We start from the raw sequence: 19090 nt of genomic DNA, 5'->3' as shown, positions 1-19090 counted from the left end.
TAATTAACTGCTTAACAGGCAAACCGGTGATGGCCGATCGTCGCTACGACGTCCAGGCTGCTCCAGAACGCGCCTTTCGTGACGGCCGGATTGTAGAAATAGACCGCGTTTCCGATGTTATTCTTGCCGTTCAGCGCATCCTTGGCCGCGCGCAGCGCGCTGGCGTGAGGTTTGCTCTTATCAAGCAAGCCGTTGTGAGCCGGAGGAAACTGTCTGCCGGAGTAAATCACTCCGCGAATGGAATCCGGGAACTTCCCGCTCTTCACCCGGTTCAAAATGACGTTCGCCAGGGCCAGCTGACCTTGGTAGGATTCATAGCCGGCTTCCACCATCGTAATCTTAGCCAACAGCTTCAGATCAGCCTCGGTAAACGGCTTCGCCGGTTTGCCGAGAAAGTCAGGAACGACGACGCTAAGTTTGGTTCCAGGCGTAACTTCAGCCGTTTTGAGCAAACCGTTGCGCTTCAACAGCCCCGTCTTGCTGCTGCCGTACTGCGCAATGATGCCATCCAAGCCGTATTCTTCGGTAACGGTTGCCGGTTGCACCGTCTTAAGCTCGATGACCTTGTCAGTCGCGCTTAGACGGGCATGCAGGATGCTCGCCAACGTGCGAAGCGGAGCATAAAGCTTGCCGTCAATCAAACGTGGAGGTGCTTCCATACGATAGCGCTCATCGTTGAAATAGATGACTGGCACCCCGTTTCCCAGGACAACCGTATCGTTCAATGCCGTATGTATGTATAATTCTTCATTCGCGTTATCCCAGTTCAGCTTCGCTCCGAATTTCTTCGCGATGCGAGCTACCGGTACATAGGTTCTGCCTTCCGCAATGATAGCCGAACCGTTTAGCTTTACGGTCTCGCCGTTGACTTTAATCGTCACGGTCACGGGCACTCCTGCAGAAACGATGGACATCGGCCCGATCCAAAGCAGTAGTAACGCCAAAATCATTGCAATCATAAGCCCTTTGACCGGCTTAACTGTTCTGATCATGAGTACCTCCCCAGCTTATAAGGATGATTGATAACCCAAGGTTCTTCTGGGGACGATTATATCACAGCAGATTATGACCGTAGGATTAACATTTTCACAGAATTAAAGAAATCTTATAAATCAGTGCTGCGGTATTAGGTCATGAGTTTGACCAATCCGCTCAAATGCGCCCTGGAATCGGCCCCGTCGAATAGGTGCGAATAGATAATATAGCCTTCATTTAACGCGATGACTTGGACGGCGATCCGATGCACATCCTTGTCTTCGGAGATCCAACCTCGCTCTTGCAGCACCCTAATGAGAATAACAATGCCGGCCACCCATTCCCGGTACTTCTCTTTCAGCTTGCGCTGAACCTCCGGATTCTGCCTCGTGCTCTGGTAAAAATCGGTCAGTACAACGATCCAATTCGTAACGCCTTTCATCATCTCGCCGAGCCGCTTAAGGGTGATCATCAGGACTTCTTCCAGCGTTGTGTGTGCAGGGCTATACGCCTTGGGCACATCCGTCCAGCCGGTCGTAAGCTGGAGCTGATAGTCCAGTATTTCCAGAAACAGCTGCTCTTTGCTCTCGAAATGGCCATAGAATGCGCCTTTCGTATGCCCAGTCCGGGCCACGATATCGCCAAGCGTCGTAGCGGCATATCCTTTCTCCGAGAAGCAGAGCATCCCGGCTTCGATCAGCAGCTGATAGGTAGCCTCCCTCTTCAACTGGAACTTATTTTTTTTCAAAGCGATCGCTCCCCGCGTAATATCCATCGAAGTTGGCGTTTACAATTGGTTCTATGAAAATCATTACGACCAAGTATATCAATTTGAATCGCAAAGAGTGAATCGATAGAGAGGGAAATATTTCCACTCTAACCTAAAAGAAAAGCCTGCCTGAATGGAATGTTCTCCATTCAGGCAGGCCCTTAATAGCTAGCTAAGCACGATTGTAATTTGGCTGCCTGCATCCAGCTTTACCTGCTCGGCGAAAAGAATCGTATTGCCGCTGCGCGTGATGGCTGCCGGCATGCCATCCACTTGGACCTCTGCTTTCTTCTTGCCCGCCAGCAATTCGCTTCCGAAGCTGCTGAGCGCGATTGTACCGTAGCTGACTTCAAACCGAATGGTGCCGCGCTCGTGCTTGAAATTGCCCCATGCCGAATTCAAGGACCAGAAGCTGCTGAACGCATCGGCATTCAACTGCGGATTGAAGCCAATATGACCCTTCAGCGAATCATACTCAAAACCGCTGAGCGCAAGAAGCAGCGCATACGAAGCCATTGACCTCGCATAGTTGCTGCCGCACTCCATCTCGTTCCACGGATTTCTGCGTTCCCCGTCGTAACGGTCGCGGATCGCCTTCACCGCCGTCAGCCCTTCCTCCAGCAAGCCCTCATAGATCATATGGCAGGCGGCCTGATATTCGAAGCCGTTCATCGTTTCATCCGCATAAGGCACCGGCACCTTCGGGCTGTTTCCTCTCGGCCACGTGGAAATAAGAAGGCCTTTCTCATCGTTGAGCGAATAGATGCGGCAAGCATTCGGGTAATCGCGAATCGTCTCCATGAAGTTATGGGCGTAGATCGATTCCAGCGCCTTCTTCACCTTCGTACGGTCGAAAACATAACCGATGCCGACGAGATGCGCATGCCATTGACCCAGCACCTGATCGATATGGCAGCCTTCGCCGATTTGGTATTTGATCTCTTCAAGCTCCGGATCGATCGGGAAGCGCTCGTCCTGAAGGTCGATTAGCTGATGATAATATTCGCCGTTGAATAGATGCTCATCTACCCATTTGCGGCCGTTATCGCACAGCTCGCGATACTTGACGGCCGCTCCGTCGCCCATTGCTTCCGCCATTTCGGAGGCGCAGCGCAGCGCGCTTTGGTACATCCCGCTGATATACGCGTTCGGGCCGTAGATTTCCACATCCAGCGTATGATGCTGCACGCCCTCCATAATGCCGTCGCAATCCCGGTCCCACCAATCCGTATTGGTCGGCTCCCAAGCATATTCGAGCGACTGCTTCACTCTAGGCCAAATAGACTTCAGCCACTCGTTATCCCCCGATATTTTCCATTGCTGATACACTTTAATGACGGTGCCCATCTGCCCGTCCGCCGCCGCTCTTCGAGGGCCTGCGCAATCCGAGGCGTCCTTCAGCGTCCGTTCGGCCGGAAGCATCATACGGAAAGCCATCTTGCCGTTGTCGTACATGGTATGTTTATATTTCACGTTCACCATGGATCTTGCAAGAGCCGGGAACAGAAACGGCGTCACCTGCTCGTAGTTCCACACATGCGTGCATGTTCCTTCGCAGCTGCCTTCTTCGGCATGGACGCCTTCGAACCCATAGAGCGTACCGTCCGTAAGCCGCAGACAGGTCGGTGATTTGAGTATTGAAATGTTGCTCGCAATCGCATCCACCACGTAATCGGGCAGCGTGGAGCCGAAGAGCGTTTCTTTAAATAAATGCGACTCGCGGTAGAGCCGCTCATAGTTATTCCACACATAGGCTGCCGACTCCGTCGAATCCGCGAACAGCGTCGCGTAGTAGTTTTTCCAGCTTGGAGGCTCGCATGGCGTGCCATCCTCGCATGCGCCGGGATTCCAGAAGTTGACGTAATTCGGGAAGCTCCACGTGATCATGAAGCGGAACGTTCCTTTCTCGCCGGGCGCAAGCGATTTGTGGCTGCTCAGCAGGCAGTTATCCTTGCTGTTGTGCGTCGCGACAGGGGCAAGCCCGCGAATTTCGTTATAATTGCGCTCCTTGAATCGGCCCGGCGCGGCGAATTCTTTCCAGAAGACCGTCAGATTATCGAACCAGCCGCCGCGGTACCAGTACGTTTGCCACGAAATATCGTCGTCATCGGTGCTGAGCGTCAGATCGCCGTATGCCCTCTCATCCGGACCGTAATGCGTCGAGAACAGCTTGATCCCTTTGAAAGCACCGTAATCCGCGAATTCATTTCTAGCATCCTTCGTGTGCGGATTCGTCAGATTGCCGACCAAGCTTATATCGAGCGTTTCGCTTGACGTATTAGTTACTTCGTAGGTAAAAATCGCCGCAGGCAGCGACGAGTCTTTGTCATTGAGCGGGATGAGCGGATTGAACGCCGACAGCTTCACCTGCAGCGGCACCGTGTCATCGATGAATTCGATTTCGCCGAACGGATACTCGCCTTTAAAGGCCGTCGACTTGAAGTGCGGGAAGCCGGAGAGGCTTTCCCGCTCCACGCCGAAGCCAAAGCCTGTAAACCGCCCCTTCCCGGTGCCTGAATACGACGGATGCAGATCGCCGTGAAGCACCTTGGCGACCCTGACCTCGCCTTGATGCTCCGCCTTGATCGCGAAGAACGTAAACCCGTTATAGCTGTTCTTGTTCGGACGGTTGAAGATTTCCCAATCGATCAATCTCCCGTTTCCCGCAAGCCCGATACTGCCGGTACCGATGCCGCCCAGCGGAAACGAAATCTCGTTCGTCTTGCTGCCTCGATACGTAAAATCCTTATCCATCTTGTACAGCTCATTCAGCAGCTTCATCGTCATCCCAAACATGCCTCCTCATGATCGTATCAACTGTGCTATATCTTCAAGCCTCCTGCGGTTATGCCCTCGACGAGATATTTCTGTCCGAACATATAGAACAATAACGGGACAATAAGCGACAGCGTGACGCCGGCAAGAATCGCGGAGAGATTGCCGGAGCCGAACGTTCCGTTCAGCACCGTCATGCCGAGCGGGAGCGTCATTTTCTCAAACGTGTTCAAAAAGATCAGAGGCCGGAAGAAATCATTCCAGTTTCCGATAAACGTCATCACCGAGGTCACCGCGACCGCAGGGAACACCATTGGGAGGATGACTCTCAGAAACACCCACATGCGGCTTGCGCCGTCCATATAGGCCGCTTCGTCATACGTCGAGGAGATCGTCATCATCATCTGGCGAATCATGAAAATGCCAAGCGGATTGATAAGCGCGGGCAGAATGAGCGCCCAGTGGGTATCGACCAAGCCCAGCTTGGATATCAGAATAAACTGCGGGATGATCGTCACTTGCCCCGGAATCATCAAGCCCGCGAGAAAGATGATAAATATAAGATTTCTCCCGGGAAACGTAATTCTGGCAAACGCAAACGCCGCCATGCTGGATATGAAAATATGCCCGACTACGATGATCAGCGAGATCTCCAAACTATTCAGAATGAAGTTCGTAAACGGCACCTGCTTGAATACCTGGCCGTAGTTCTCTACATTGAAAGCGGTCGGGAATATGGCCGGCGGAAGCGAAAAGGAATCCTGCGGCAGCCTCAACGAGGTTGAGATCATCCATAGAAACGGAGCCAGCATCAGAAACGAAAGCAATAACAGAAAGCCATCAAGCACATAACCGCGCATTGTTCTGCGCCTAGTATGTATCCGAATCCCGCGCGTTGTCAGCACTCCGGCCATTTTAGCCTCACCGTTCATCTTCGCGTGCACCTCCTTAAGACAGCATCGCTACTCCTGATCGTAAGAAACCCATTTCTTGCTGAACCCGAACTGCAGCGCCGTTATGGCTAGAATCGCCAGGAAGAGGCTGATCGACACCGTCGACGCATAGCCCATCTGGTGCTTTTGGAAGGCAATCTCGTAGATGTACATATTGACCGATCGGGAAGCATCGCCAGGTCCGCCGCCGGTTATCAGGTAGGGCTCGTCAAAAATTTGCGTCGTGCCGATCAAGGTTGTCACCAGCACGAAGAAGAGCATCGGGGAAAGCATCGGAAGCGTAATGTTCATGAATCGCTGCAGCTTGCCCGCTCCGTCGATTTCCGCCGCTTCGTACAGCGTTTCCGGTATATTTTGAAGTCCGATAAAGTAGTAGAGAAAGGCGTTTCCGATAAATTTCCAGAAGCTGTAGATCGCAACCGCAAGATACACCCAGTTCGGCGATTGCATCCAAGGAATGCCCTCGATGCCGAACAAGCTGAGGAAATAATTCAGGATGCCGAATTCTTTGTTGAACATGAAGGACCACGCCGTCGCTACGGCCGCCGATGTCGCTAACACCGGAAAATAAAAGACGGTCCGGTAGAAATATTTCAGTCCTTTGGCGATTTTCCGCTGTACGGCAAGCGCGAGCAGCAGTCCCAGAACGACGTGAAGCGGCGTGAGAATCAGGACGAATTTCAGCGTGTTCCAGTAGACCAATCCGAGACGGTCGTCTTCGAAGAAGGCCTTGAAATTGTCAAGGCCGATGAACTTGGACGGGGTGATGACATTGTACTTGGTAAAGCTGAGAATGAGCGACGCAATGACCGGCTCGGCAATAAAAACGAGAAACAAAAGCAGCGCTGGTGCCAGGAACAAGTAACCTACGAGTAAATCCTTGGATTTCTTCGTCATGCCAGCTCGATACCTCCGTTCGCGAACAAGTCAAGCCGCAGCAGGCCGGAGCCTGCTGCGGCTTCCATGCGTGATTAGTTCTTCAGCACCTGATCGATCTCTTCCTTCGCCTTCTTCATCGCGGTCGCGGCATCGGATTGATTCGCCAGGATGAGTCCCATATAGCGGTTGAAGATGGATTCGACATCCGCGTATTGAACAGGCGATTCGACCGCCTTCGCAATGTCGGCGCTATCCGAATACACCTGCCAGTTCGACGCGGGCGTCTTCGGCAGCACTTCTTTCATGACGGAGATCCTTGTTGGAATGGAGGCATCGGAGAGCGTCGTTTTTTGCGAATATACCCCTCCGAGGAATGCCGATAGCTTATAAGCCGCGTCCGGATATTTCGTCGAATTCAGCACAGGGAACGCCCCGGAGCCGAAGATGACTTTATTCGTCTTGAAGGTCGGCAGGAACTGCACGTCAACGGAGGTGAACTTGCTCTTCGCGTAAGTAGAGAACGGCCATTTACCGGCCGACATCATCGCAATTTGGCCGTTCATGAGCATTTGGGTCGCATCGTCTTTCGGGTTCGGCACCGGTGCGACTTTATATTTGTAGATCAGGTCTTGGAAGAACTGCATCAGCTCAATCGCGTTCGGGTCATCGAGCTTGGAAGTCGTCATCGCGTCGTCCAGCACGCTGGCATCATTGTTGAACAGCCATGCGGAAGCGCCGAAGTAATAAGTCGGAATCGCGAAGCCGTACGTTTTCTTGCCGTCTTTCTCCGTGGTCAGCTTCTGGGCGTAGGTGAGGAAATCGTCCTTGGTCCAATCCTTCGGAGGCAGCGACAGCCCCGCTTCCTTCAATTTGTCGGTATTGAAGTGCATGACGACGTTGTTCCAATCCCATACGAAGCCATAAGTCTTGCCGTCGATGACAAAAGGAGACTGCAGCTTCTTATGGATGTCGTCATAGTTGTCGAGCGCATCCGGATCGGCTGCCATATATTCATCTAGCGGCAGCAGGAGATCCTGCTTGGCGAACATCTGAATGCCTTCGATGGCGACGCGGATGACGTCCGGCGGATTGCCGCCGGCAATCATCGTTTGGATTTTGTTGAAATAATCGCCCCAGGAGCTGCCGATCACTTCGATTCGGTTGACTTTAATGTTCGGGTACAGCTTGTTGAACTCGGTCAAAATATCTTTCAATTGCGCGTCGGAGGCATCGCCCTTGCTCCATACCAGCGTTAATTCGGCTTTCTCATCGTTCGTTCCGCTGGCTGGATCTGAGTTGTTGGAGGAGTTGGAGGAGCTGCATGCTGCTAGCGTAAAGCACCATACAAGAATGAGGCAGAGCATTAGAATCTTTCTCACGTTCGAACACCATCCTCGATTAGATAAAATGGATTCCCTCGCCCGGTTACAGCGGATGTACGAGTCAGACCCACCTTTATACTTTCGATCATCTGAGGTGTCCCTTCCGTTCACGTGAACGGAAGTGAATAAAAAAAATAGCATTCTATTGTGTTGCTCACCGTGCACGTGAACGATTTCATTGTACCAGCGGCTCATGCGTTTGTAAACGCTTAATTTTTTGTCGAAACACCTTCGATTTCTAGCGCATTCGATCTCCGTGCACATGAACGTATTGATTGACCGCTCTTCTGTTCTAGGTTACGATTAGGACATGAATAGATCTAAAGTCTGGGGGACCGTATGCGATGAAGGTAACGAGCAAGCAACTCGCCGAGCTATGCGGCGTCACCCGCGGAACAGTGGATCGCGCGCTGAATAACCGGCCAGGCATCAGCCAAGAAACGCGCGAGAAGATTTTGAAGGTAGCGGCCGAGCATGGCTACCGGCCGGATTTTCTGGCCCAAAGCTTAGTGAAAGGCCACACGAAGACGCTGGGCGTCGTGCTGTTCGACATTCACAACCGGATCTTCTCCCAGCTGTTTATCTCCTTCGAAGCGGAAGCCAGGAGGCAAGGTTATTTCATCTACCTCGTGCTCTCAAGCAAAGACCAGGAGCTGGAGACGGAGTACATCCATAGCCTCCTCGACCGCAAAGTGGACGGCATCGCCCTCTCCCCGATCAGCATGGGCGCCAATTTCGAAGCGCTGCTCGCTAAATCAAGAGTCCCTATCATCACCTTCGGCAACCGGGTTTCCTCGAAGATTCCGTACGTCTGGATTGACGATAAGAACGCGATCAAGGATGCCGTGCACCATATCGCAGGAAAAGGCTACCGGCGGATTATTTACGTAAGCCCGCCTCTCCGCTTTAAAGGCAAGAGCAATATCTACGTGCCGGAGCAGCGCTACAAGGGGTTCGTCGAGGCCTGCTCCGTCATGCCGGAGCTCTGGCATACCGTCGTGTCGGATTCGGATTATTTGGCCAGCGTCTTGCGCCTTGTGCAGCAATCGCAAGAGAAGCTGGCGATTCTATGCAGCAGCGACATCTACGCGCTGGACGTGCTGAGGTATCTGGAGTCGCACGGCATCCGCGTTCCCGAGCAGGTCGGCATCATGGGCTGCGACAATATCGATATCTTGAATTATGTCACGCCGCACCTGACAACGATCGATTTTCAGGTCGACGAGATCGGCCGAAGATCGGCCGCTATGCTGATCGATCGCATTAAAGGCGAATCCATCCCTTCGCGCACGCATGTCCCTTATAGCATCATCGACCGCGATTCGCTATAGAAAACAAGAAGAGGAAGACGAGGCTTATCGCCCTGTCTTCCTCAGGCTGTCGAAAAAAGCAATTAGGATCAATCGCTAGTCCGGATGTTTGACTGACACAAGGCTTGTATGTCGATTTCTAACGTGGAATCATCCACATCTTGAATGACAACGAGAATCGAAATTGCCTCATGCTACGGCGCATTCGCTAACGGTTGCCACGCACGCTATTTAACCTCAAATGACCCTTTTGAAAGGCTAACGGTTCTCAGTTACGCTATTTGGCGATTGGGCAGCGAATTCTTCCGATTTGGGCCAAATAACGCCTCTGGCAACCGTTAGAGTTTAAGAAAGGGCTATTATTCTGCAAATAAGCAATGGAGCAACCGTTAGAATTTTCAGGCGCTCTCTCATGCTGCCGCGCACACGCCAACAAGCCCGCCAATCTAACATTCAACCTATCTGCGGTAATTCCAACTATCATTCGCATATTTCTCGCTTACAAGCCGGTCCGCCAGCTCCACCTCAGCGGGGATCAGCCCGCCTTCTATGAGCTCGGCTCCCAGCCCTTCCGCGAAGCTGCCGCGGAACACCTGTTCAACGAGCGGCATCGTTACGGGCGGCATCCCTTTCCGTCGGAAACAGTCATTGATCGCAGCCGCTTTGCGCCCGAATAAGGTCTGCATGCGCTGCTTCACGTCCGGATTCGCGAAACGAAGCACCGAAAAGAGCTTCTCGTCATCGAGCTCGAGCAGGATCGAGCCATGCTGCAAAATAACGCCGCCTGCGCGCATTTGCGCGCTTCCGGCGATTTTGCGTCCGTCGACGACTAGCTCATATTTGGATGGCGCGTCGAAACAGGCCGCGGTCAGCGCTGCTCTCGAAGAGGGGCGCTCCACCCCATCTTCGTCATGTCCGGTCATTCTCGCATCGAGCCCCAGCTTGCGGAAACCGATTAACAATCCTCTGCTCAGTATGCGATAAGCCTCTGCCACATTTGCCGGGATGCCCGGATAGCGCTCAGAGACGATCACGCTGTACGTCAGCTCCTCATCATGCAAGACGGCACGACCGCCGGTAGCCCGTCTGACGAACCCGAGACCGAGCTCGCGCAGCGCGCCGAAGTCTACTTCCTTGTCCGCTTGCTGGAAGCAGCCGATCGATAACGTTGCCGGATTCCATCCGTAGAAACGGACTGTAGGCGGCACTTCCCCCTGCCGGTGCGCGTTCATGATGGCCTCGTCTATCGCCATGTTTTCGGCTGGGAAACGGTTTCCGGTGTGCACGAATCTCCACGCCGCCATCTCATCCCTGGTTCCCGGCCTTATTTGCCCGTTATTTACTGAAGGCTTCATATTGATCGGCGCTGAGCAGTTTTTTCACAATCTCCCCCGCATCGCCATCCACTTCGACTTCAGCGATCCACCCTTCGCCGTACGGATCCGAATTCACGAGCTCAGGCGAATCAAGCAGCGCTTCGTTTACCTTCGTCACTGTTCCCGTTACCGGACTATACAGCTCGGATACCGTTTTGACCGATTCAATGGAGCCCATCGGCTGCCCCGCTTCCACGGCCTGGCCGATTTGCGGAAACTCGACGAATACGATATCCCCTAGTTGGTTTTGCGCAAAATCGGTAATGCCGATTTTAACCGATCCGCTGCCTGCCTCTGCCCACTCATGCTCTTCCGTATACCCCAATCCTGGCTTAACCGTGCTCATGTCCAACATCCTCCCGTAATCGTTATCAAACGCTTGCAGGCTTGCCTTTGGAACAACTGTCGAATGGGTGTCGCCTATGTAAATGGCCTCTTATACCTTTAGACACGCTTAGCTTACTGGAGCAAACAAACCTGTGTCAATATGAATGACAAATCTTATAGGGAATCGACTTTTCCCGTTGACATCTTCTCCCATGCCGGTGTATATCTTAAATAAGAAAACCGAATAGGCGGATGAAAGTAACGGGAGAGACTGCCGCATGGCATGACAGCGGCGGCGCCGAAGGAGTAAGCCTTATCAAAGGTGAATCTCTCAGGCAAAAGGACCTTTACCGGACGCACCTCTGGAGAGAACGCGATTGGCGGTTACCGCTGCTTCGACGTCACCCAAGGGGAAACCTGAACGTATGCGTATGTCTGTGTTCGGGGTAACTCTCAGGTACAAAGGACAGAGCAAAGAGTGAGAACGAGCAAGCAGCCATGCTGCGGTCGTTAGCCTTTTTGCTGCTGTCCTTTTTAGGTTGTTCGCATTCGGAAGAAACGCAAAGGAGGGCTATGAAATGGCGATCGAACTGAAGAGAACGCCGCTTTATCCGCTTTACGCGGACTATCCCGGCGTGCGGTGCATCGATTTCGGCGGCTGGGAGCTCCCTGTTCAATTCTCCGGCATTCAGAAGGAGCATGACGCGGTTCGCGGGCAGGCCGGCCTCTTCGATGTCTCTCATATGGGCGAATTTCTTGTAACCGGCAGCTTCGCCGGGGCTTTTCTGCAACGGCTGACGACGAACGATGTTTCGAAGCTGGCAGACGGTCAGGCGCAGTATACGCTAATGTGTTATCCGGACGGAGGCGTCGTCGATGATCTGCTCGTTTACCGGATGACGGCCGATCAATTCATGGTCGTAGTCAATGCCGCCAACATCGGCAAAGATTTCGATTGGATGCGCGAGCATTTGATCGGCGACGTGACGCTTGAGAATAAATCCGATGAGCTTGCCCTGCTGGCTCTGCAAGGACCTGCAGCGGCTGCGATCATGGCCTTGGCTGCGGAGCGTTTCGATTGCGGCAGGCTGGCTCCGTTCCGCTTTGCCGACGATGTTTCGGTCGGAGGCGTGAAAACGCTCGTCTCGCGAACCGGGTACACCGGCGAAGACGGTTTTGAAATCTATGTAACGGCTGAGCATGCACGTCAAGTATGGCAGGCGCTGTTTGCCGCAGGCGGGAACTTCGGGCTCGTCCCTGCAGGGCTCGGCGCACGGGACACGCTCCGATTCGAAGCCCGGCTGCCGCTTTACGGTCAAGAGCTGTCCGCTCGGATATCGCCCCTTGAAGCCGGATTGAGCTTCTTCGTAAAGCTTGATAAAGGCAGTTTCATCGGCCGCGACGCGCTGCTTAAGCAGAAGACGGAAGGGATACCGCGCAAGCTCGTCGGCATAGAAATGATCGACCGCGGCATCCCCCGCTCCCATTATCCCGTCTATGCGGATGGCAAACCAATCGGCGAGGTCACTTCCGGCACCCAATCCCCCACGCTGAAACGGAACCTCGGTCTTGCCTTAATCGAAGCCGGCTACACCGGGCTCGGAACCGAGGTGTGGGTCGAGATTCGCGGCAAGCAGCTCAAGGCCCAAGTCGTCAAATCCCCTTTCTACAAATCTGAGAGAGCTTGACTCCGTCAAACTCCCTACAAATCTGAGAGAGTTTGACTCCGTCAAACTCCCTACAATCTGAGAGAGTTTGACTCCGTCAAACTCCCTACAATCTGAGAGAGTTTGACTCCGTCAAACTCCCTATTAAAGGACTGATGCTATGACAGCCCCACACCGCTACATCCCGATGACCGAGCAGGACAAAGCCGAGATGCTGGCGACAATCGGCGCGGCATCGACCGAAGATCTGTTCCGGGATATTCCGGATGCGATTCGTTACCGCGGCATCATGCCGATATCGCCTGCTCTGGATGAATTTTCGCTGCTGGGCCATATGAAGGCCTTAGCCGGCCGTAACGCAGACACCGGCAGATACACCAGCTTTCTAGGCGCCGGCATCTACGATCATCATCAGCCGGTTGTCATCCAGCACATGATCTCCCGCTCCGAATTTTATACCGCTTATACCCCCTATCAACCGGAAATCAGCCAAGGCGAGCTTCAAGCGATTTTTGAATTTCAATCCTATATTTGCGAATTGACGGGCATGGCCGTGGCAAATGCAAGCATGTACGACGGCGTAACGGCGCTGTCGGAAGCAGGCGCATTGGCGGCCGGAGCAACCAAGCGAAGCCGGCTCGTCGTCTCCCGCACGGTGCACCCCGAGGCCCGCGAAACGGTTCGAACGATGGCACGGGGGCTCGGCCTCGAAATCGTGGAGGTCGGCTATGCGAACGGCGTCACCGATCTGGATGCCCTGCAAGCTGCGGTAACGAACGAGACCGCGGCCGTACTCATTCAATCTCCTAATTTCTTCGGTTGCCTGGAGGACTTGGGTGCGATCGAACCCATTATTCACGGGGTAAAGGGCCTGTTCGTGGTAAGCGCCAATCCGATCTCGCTCGGGCTCCTCGAAGCGCCGGGTAAGCTTGGGGCCGACATCGTCGTCGGCGATGCGCAGCCGCTCGGCATTTCGCAGTCGCTTGGCGGACCGACCTGCGGATTCTTCGCGGTTGCGGAGCCGCTTATGCGCAGGATGCCCGGCCGAATCGTCGGCCAGACGAAAGACATCGACGGCAAGCGCGGCTTCGTATTGACGCTTCAAGCGCGAGAGCAGCATATCCGCCGCGAGAAAGCGACGTCCAACATTTGCTCGAATCAAGCGCTGCTTGCCCTCTGCGCATCGATCTACCTGTCTACCTTAGGCAAGCAGGGCCTGATCGATGTGGCCAACCTGAATTTGCAGAAAGCGCACTACGCCTCCGCCCGGCTGAGCGAACAGCACGGGATCACGCTGCCGTTTTCCGCGCCGTTCTTCAACGAATTCGTGATTCGGCTGCCGGATGAAGGACCAACCGTTAGCGAAATCAACCGGGGGCTCTTGAAATCCGGCATCCTTGGCGGCTACGACCTCGGGATCGCATATCCCGAGCTGAAGGGCCATATGCTTATTGCCGTCACGGAGAAACGCACGCGCGAGGACATCGATCATTTTGCAAGCAAACTGGGGGAATTCGCATGAATACAGGGGAAAAAGCGCTCATATTCGAACTAAGCAAGCCGGGCCGCATCGCTTACTCGCTTCCGGCCTGCGACGTTCCCGAATCGGCGCCTGCCGCATATATTCCCGCTTCTCTGCTCAGGCAAACGCCGGCGCAGCTGCCCGAGGTTTACGAGGTCGACGTTATCCGCCACTACACAGAGCTGTCCAGGCGCAACTTCGGCATCGACAACGGCTTTTACCCGCTCGGCTCCTGCACGATGAAATATAATCCGAAGATCAATGAGGATACGGCGCGGCTCAGCGGTTTTGCCAACATCCATCCCTATCAGCCGGAAGAAAGCCTGCAGGGCGCCCTTGAACTCTTATATACGCTGCAGAACGATTTAGCCGTGCTTACAGGCATGGATCAGGTTTCGCTTCAGCCCGCAGCCGGCGCGCATGGCGAATGGACCGGGCTCATGATGATCCGGGCCTACCACGAGAGCCGCGGCGAGAAGCGGACCAAGGTGATCGTCCCCGACTCCTCGCATGGCACGAATCCGGCAAGCGCCACCACGGCCGGCTTCGATACGATCACGATCAAATCGGATGAGCGGGGCATGGTGGATCTGGATGCATTGCGGACAGCCGTTAGCAGCGATACCGCCGCGCTTATGCTGACCAACCCAAGCACGCTCGGCTTGTTTGAGGAGCAAATTATGGAGATTGCGCACATCGTTCATGAGGCCGGCGGCTTGCTCTACTATGACGGCGCCAATTCCAATGCCATCATGGGCATTACCCGTCCCGGCGATATGGGCTTCGACGTCGTCCACCTGAACCTGCACAAGACGATGAGCACGCCGCACGGAGGCGGCGGACCGGGCGCCGGACCGGTCGGGGTGAAGAGCAAGCTGATTCCCTTCCTCCCGAAGCCGATCGTAGGGCTCCGCAGCGACGGCGCTTATTACTTCGATTATGACCGTCCCGAATCGATCGGCCGGGTCAAGGCATTCTACGGCAACTTCGGCATCCTGGTCCGTGCCTACACCTATATCCGCACCTATGGACCGGAAGGGCTGCGTCAAGTGTCCGAATGCGCCGTGCTGAACGCCAATTATATGATGCATCGGCTAGCCTCGCATTACGAGCTTCCTTATCCCGGCGTGTGCAAGCATGAATTCGTCATGTCCGGACGCGGCCTGAAAGACTACGGCGTCCGAACGCTCGACGTCGCCAAACGGCTGCTTGATTTCGGCTACCATCCGCCGACGATCTATTTCCCGCTCAACGTCGAGGAATGCATCATGATTGAACCGACCGAAACCGAGAGCAAAGAAACGCTTGACCGCTTCATCGATACGATGATACAAATCGCCGAAGAAGCGCGAACGACGCCCGAACTTGTCATCGGAGCTCCACACGGCACGGTCGTGCGCCGGCTGGATGAAACGACGGCGGCGCGCAAGCCGATTTTAAACTGTTCATGCGGGTAACTTCTCAATAAAAGAAAGGCACGATCCGAATGTCGACATTCGATCGTGCCTTCTTCCGTTTATGCTTCCTGAGCCAGTTTTCTCATATACTCGACATATTGGGGAAATACGATTTCCGGTTCCTCCAGCTCAGGATGCCACTTCTTCTCCCACTCGAGCGTATAGTAGCCTTGATATCCTTTACTTCGCAAAAGACTATAAATGCGATCAAGCGGAATATCGCCTTGTCCGGTCAGACGATATTGATAATCACCAGGACCGCTTCCTTCACGTGAATCCTTCACATGCGTGTATTCGATCCACTTCCCCAGCGCCTCCCAGGTAGCCTCCGGCTGTTCACCCAGCATTCTGTAAGGATGGTGCACATCCCACAGCACGCCTACGGCTTTGGCATCCACCTGTTCCATGACAGCCTTCAACTCTTCGCAGGCAATCCAGTCATCATGCGTTTCGATCAACAGCTTCACGCCGGCCGGCTTCACGATCTTCGCCATTTCGTTTACATGATGGACGACCGTTTGAATGGCGCTTTCCCGCTGCGTATGGCCGATTCCTCCGCCGAATACGCGGATATAGCGGGTGTCAAACTGTTCGCAGAGCCTAGCATACGCTGAAATCTCATGGAGATGGCTCTCGAACCGTTCACGGGAAAATAGCTGGACAGAGCTCGAAAAGCAAGAAATCTGCAAGCCTGCATCTCCGATTAGCTTGCGCGTATGAGCCAGTCGATCCGAAAACTCTGGGAGCTCATAAATATTCAATTCCCCGGCCATTCCCCGAAAATCGATGGCGTCAAAGCCGTATTCCGCTGCCCTCTCTACAATTTGCTCCAAGGGCCAATCCGGACAGCCAAGCGTCGTAAAAGATAGTTTCATTCGACAGCCTCCTTCGCATCCAGCCCTTACCAGGCTTTCAGTCGCTTAGATTGTACCATGAAAACGCTCTCTTCAGGAGTGTGAAAACCGCCCCGGCAAGAACGCGCGATAGTCCTCGGAGATCGGCTTCCCTTCCAGCCAATCGGCAGCCAGCATCGCGGTTGCCGGACTCAGCAGAATGCCGTTGCGGTAATGGCCGACTGCGAAGACAACCCGGTTCGTGCCGTCTGCAGCGCCGATCAGAGGCAATCCATCCAGCGTAGAAGGGCGCAGGCCAGCCCATCGGTGAAACGGGATTCTGTCCGCAAGAAACGGGAACATCGCCTTGTTCCATTTTCTCAGCCGCTCGATGCCCCTCTCCGTAACGGATGTATCGAAGCCGGCCACATCCTCGGAAGCTCCGCATACGAGAGTACCGTTTTCTTTGGCTACCAAGTACCCTTGATTGCCGAAAACCATGTGCTGGACCGGCTTCACGTCTACCGCGTATGCGCAAATTTGGCCGCGAATCGGGTACACGGGAATTTGAATGCCGAACGTGTCGGACAACTCCTGTGCCCATGCCCCGGAACAGACAAGCAGCCGATCCCCTCTGAACGTGTGCCCCTCCTTCGATCGAACGGCAATCTTGCTCCGCCACTCGACGACGGTCAGCTGCTCCAAATTTTCATAGATATCGACTCCAAGGCGTCTGCAAGCTTCCTCCAGCGCCTTGACGTAATGCGGCGCATAGAGATGGCTTTCTTCCGGCGTATGAAGCGCAGCTCTTACGTTCCGCGACAGCTGGGGCTCCAAACGGAATAGTTCATCTCCCTCCAGGATGCGGCCTGATGACCCGAACTGACGCTGCCACATGAGCCTGCCTTCAAGCGCCAGCAAGTCGGCTTCATGGTACGCAACATAGAGACTTCCGGAGTTCGTGTATTCAAAGGTCTGCCCCGAAATCTCCTTCACGCTTTGCTGCCAATCCGGATACAGCCTCAGACTTTCCAGGCAAAAGCGGAAAAAGGGATCGGAGCCTTCCACATTCTCGGAATATGGAGCCAGCATGCCTGCAGCGGCGCCGGAAGCCTGCCCGCCGCAGCGCTGAATGTCCAGAACCGTAACTTGATGCCCCCGTCTCCGCAATTCATACGCACAGGATAAACCGATGACTCCGCCTCCCATGACGACGATGCTTTCTTTCATTTTCAGCCCAACTCTCCTAAGCGTGCTTGCTTACATCAACTTAAACGCATCATAGCCGCTGCTTGCCGACGCATAACGCTTCTTCTCGATCCGCCCCGATAAATAAGCAAGCCGCCCCGCTTCGATGCCCATTCTCATGGCCTGCGCCATGCCGACGGGATTTCTCGCTTTGGCAACCGGGGTATTCATCAGGACGGCCGATACGCCGAGCTCCATCGCCTGGGCGACATCGCTCACCGATCCCAGGCCGGCATCGACAATGATCGGAACGTTCGCCTCCTCGACGATCAAGCTCAAATGATAGGAATTGAGAATGCCAAGCCCGGTTCCAATCGGAGCCGCCCCCGGCATGACGGCCGCAGCCCCCGTCTCTTCAAGGCGCTTGCACATGATCGGGTCATCCGTAATGTAGGGAAGCACGGTAAAGCCCTCTTTAACGAGCACCTCCGTCGCTTTCAAGGTTTCGATCGGATCCGGCAGCAGCGTGCGTTCATTCGCGCTGATTTCCACTTTGATCCAATCGCTTAAACCTGAAGCGCGCGCCAGCCTGGCGATACGAACGGCCTCTTCCGCCGTCCTTGCGCCGGACGTATTGGGCAGATAAATAAAATCCTCATGCTGCACATGCTGCAGGATGGAATCATCCTCCGTCGACTCCAGGTTTATTCGCCTAACGGCAAAGGTCAGTACCTGGGCGCCCGAAGCTTTGATCGCTTCCTTTTGAACGAATGGATTCGGAAACAGCCCTGTACCGATAAAAAAACGCGATGATAATTCACGGTTGCCAATTCGCAGCAAATCTTGGTTCACTGGTCAGCCTCCTCCCACAAAATGCACGAGTTCAATTTGCATATGGGGCCGAACGTTGGCTGACGCCCATTGTGCGGCCGTAAGAACCGCCCCGTCCGCCTCGACTACGACCGGCTTGCCCGTCAATCCGAAATGGTTAATGACGTCCTGGATCGTCTCCGCATCCAGCTCCTGCTTCTTTCCGTTGATCACAAGCTCCATACGCTCACCCCTTCAGCTTGGCGAGGAAGGCGGCACAAGTCCCCTGCACATCGCTGCTTCCGACAATCTCGCTGACCGCACAGATTCTGGTCGCGCCTGCAGCGATGACTTCGTCGACGTTGCTCAGTTTAATGCCGCCGATGGCGACGAAAGGAATGCGAATGTTCTGCGCCGCCTCGCGTACATACGACGTGCTTACCGGATCCACGACATCCGCCTTCGTCTTCGTTGGAAATACGGGACCGACACCGATGTAATCCGCGCCGTCGCGTTCGGCTTGCAAAGCTTCTTCAAGCTTATGAGTCGAGATGCCGATGATTTTGTCCCCTACGAGCCTTCTTGCCTCGCTAAGCGGCACATCCTCTTGCCCCAAATGAATGCCGTCCGCGTCAACCTCCAGCGCGATATCAATGTGATCGTTCACGATGAACGTCACGCCATGCTTTCGGGTAAGCTCTCGAAGCGCCCGTGCTTTCTGCAGCAGCTCTTCTTTGCCGCTTGTTTTATCCCGCAGCTGAATGATATCCACGCCGCCAACAATCGCTTCCTCCATGACCTCGATCATGCTGCGGTTCGGATGGAATTGCTCGCCTGTGATGGCATATAAACGAAAATCCTTCATCC

17 protein-coding genes and 2 riboswitches are annotated in these 19090 nt (G+C 54.3%); of the genes, 4 read left to right on the top strand and 13 right to left on the bottom strand.

What is annotated here, in order from left to right; genetic code table 11:
- Positions 1-11: 11 nt before the first annotated feature.
- From DL346_RS04690 to DL346_RS04665, 6 genes are all read right to left on the bottom strand, one after another.
- Entirely contained in the window at positions 12-992 is a 981-nt protein-coding gene (locus DL346_RS04690; protein WP_112880883.1) for a cell wall hydrolase, read from the bottom strand.
- A gap of 134 nt (positions 993-1126) precedes the next feature.
- A complete protein-coding gene (locus DL346_RS04685) occupies positions 1127-1723 on the bottom strand; it encodes a TetR/AcrR family transcriptional regulator (RefSeq protein ID WP_165822377.1) in 597 nt (198 codons plus the stop codon).
- 189 nt (positions 1724-1912) lie between these two features.
- Positions 1913-4531: a GH116 family glycosyl-hydrolase gene (locus DL346_RS04680; protein WP_206098470.1), complete on the bottom strand. Its 2619-nt coding sequence runs from the start codon at positions 4529-4531 to the stop codon at positions 1913-1915.
- A gap of 35 nt (positions 4532-4566) precedes the next feature.
- Positions 4567-5451, bottom strand: coding sequence for a carbohydrate ABC transporter permease (locus DL346_RS04675; RefSeq protein WP_112880881.1), 885 nt, complete (start codon positions 5449-5451; stop codon positions 4567-4569).
- A gap of 30 nt (positions 5452-5481) precedes the next feature.
- Positions 5482-6369, bottom strand: coding sequence for a carbohydrate ABC transporter permease (locus tag DL346_RS04670; protein WP_112880880.1), 888 nt, complete (start codon positions 6367-6369; stop codon positions 5482-5484).
- Positions 6370-6443: 74 nt separating this feature from the next.
- The gene (locus DL346_RS04665) at positions 6444-7730 is read right to left on the bottom strand and encodes an ABC transporter substrate-binding protein (protein WP_165822376.1); all 1287 of its coding nucleotides are present in this window, start codon (positions 7728-7730) and stop codon (positions 6444-6446) included.
- A gap of 347 nt (positions 7731-8077) precedes the next feature.
- Here DL346_RS04665 and DL346_RS04660 point away from each other — a divergent pair, with 347 nt between their 5' ends.
- A complete protein-coding gene (locus DL346_RS04660) occupies positions 8078-9064 on the top strand; it encodes a LacI family DNA-binding transcriptional regulator (protein WP_112880878.1) in 987 nt (328 codons plus the stop codon).
- Positions 9065-9501: 437 nt separating this feature from the next.
- Here DL346_RS04660 and DL346_RS04655 read toward each other — a convergent pair whose 3' ends face one another.
- Both DL346_RS04655 and gcvH read right to left on the bottom strand, forming a co-directional pair.
- On the bottom strand, positions 9502-10347 hold the full coding sequence (locus tag DL346_RS04655; protein ID WP_112880877.1) for a lipoate--protein ligase family protein: 846 nt from the start codon (positions 10345-10347) through the stop codon (positions 9502-9504).
- 31 nt (positions 10348-10378) lie between these two features.
- Complete coding sequence (gene gcvH / locus DL346_RS04650; RefSeq protein WP_112880876.1) at positions 10379-10765, bottom strand: glycine cleavage system protein GcvH; 387 nt, start codon at positions 10763-10765, stop codon at positions 10379-10381.
- Between the two features lie 233 nt (positions 10766-10998).
- Positions 10999-11103, top strand: a riboswitch (glycine riboswitch).
- 3 nt (positions 11104-11106) lie between these two features.
- Positions 11107-11218: riboswitch (glycine riboswitch) on the top strand.
- A 106-nt stretch (positions 11219-11324) separates the two neighbouring features.
- Between gcvH and gcvT the strand changes: the two genes are divergently transcribed.
- From gcvT to gcvPB, 3 genes are all read left to right on the top strand, one after another.
- Positions 11325-12434, top strand: a complete 1110-nt coding sequence (gene gcvT / locus DL346_RS04645) for a glycine cleavage system aminomethyltransferase GcvT (protein WP_112880875.1) — start codon at positions 11325-11327, stop codon at positions 12432-12434.
- Positions 12435-12573: 139 nt separating this feature from the next.
- Positions 12574-13935, top strand: coding sequence for an aminomethyl-transferring glycine dehydrogenase subunit GcvPA (gene gcvPA / locus DL346_RS04640; protein WP_112880874.1), 1362 nt, complete (start codon positions 12574-12576; stop codon positions 13933-13935).
- Complete coding sequence (gene gcvPB, locus DL346_RS04635; RefSeq protein WP_112880873.1) at positions 13932-15392, top strand: aminomethyl-transferring glycine dehydrogenase subunit GcvPB; 1461 nt, start codon at positions 13932-13934, stop codon at positions 15390-15392. Before gcvPA ends, gcvPB begins: the two co-directional genes overlap by 4 nt.
- Before the next feature lie 59 nt (positions 15393-15451).
- On the opposite strand, the gene DL346_RS04630 is transcribed toward gcvPB, so the two are convergent.
- The 5 genes from DL346_RS04630 to thiE form a co-directional block, all read right to left on the bottom strand.
- The gene (locus DL346_RS04630; protein ID WP_112880872.1) at positions 15452-16267 is read right to left on the bottom strand and encodes a sugar phosphate isomerase/epimerase family protein; all 816 of its coding nucleotides are present in this window, start codon (positions 16265-16267) and stop codon (positions 15452-15454) included.
- 72 nt (positions 16268-16339) lie between these two features.
- Entirely contained in the window at positions 16340-17455 is a 1116-nt protein-coding gene (gene thiO, locus DL346_RS04625; protein ID WP_112880871.1) for a glycine oxidase ThiO, read from the bottom strand.
- Positions 17456-17485: 30 nt separating this feature from the next.
- Entirely contained in the window at positions 17486-18265 is a 780-nt protein-coding gene (locus DL346_RS04620) for a thiazole synthase (protein ID WP_112880870.1), read from the bottom strand.
- Positions 18266-18268: 3 nt separating this feature from the next.
- Positions 18269-18466 (bottom strand): sulfur carrier protein ThiS, encoded by a 198-nt coding sequence (gene thiS, locus DL346_RS04615; protein ID WP_112880869.1) that lies wholly within the window; start codon positions 18464-18466, stop codon positions 18269-18271.
- Positions 18467-18470: 4 nt separating this feature from the next.
- On the bottom strand, positions 18471-19088 hold the full coding sequence (gene thiE, locus DL346_RS04610) for a thiamine phosphate synthase (protein ID WP_112880868.1): 618 nt from the start codon (positions 19086-19088) through the stop codon (positions 18471-18473).
- Between the last annotated feature and the right edge of the window lie 2 nt (positions 19089-19090).

Source organism: Paenibacillus montanisoli (assembly GCF_003268025.1).
GTDB lineage: Bacteria > Bacillota > Bacilli > Paenibacillales > Paenibacillaceae > Paenibacillus_Z > Paenibacillus_Z montanisoli.
This window is presented reverse-complemented; position numbering and strand designations above follow the sequence as displayed.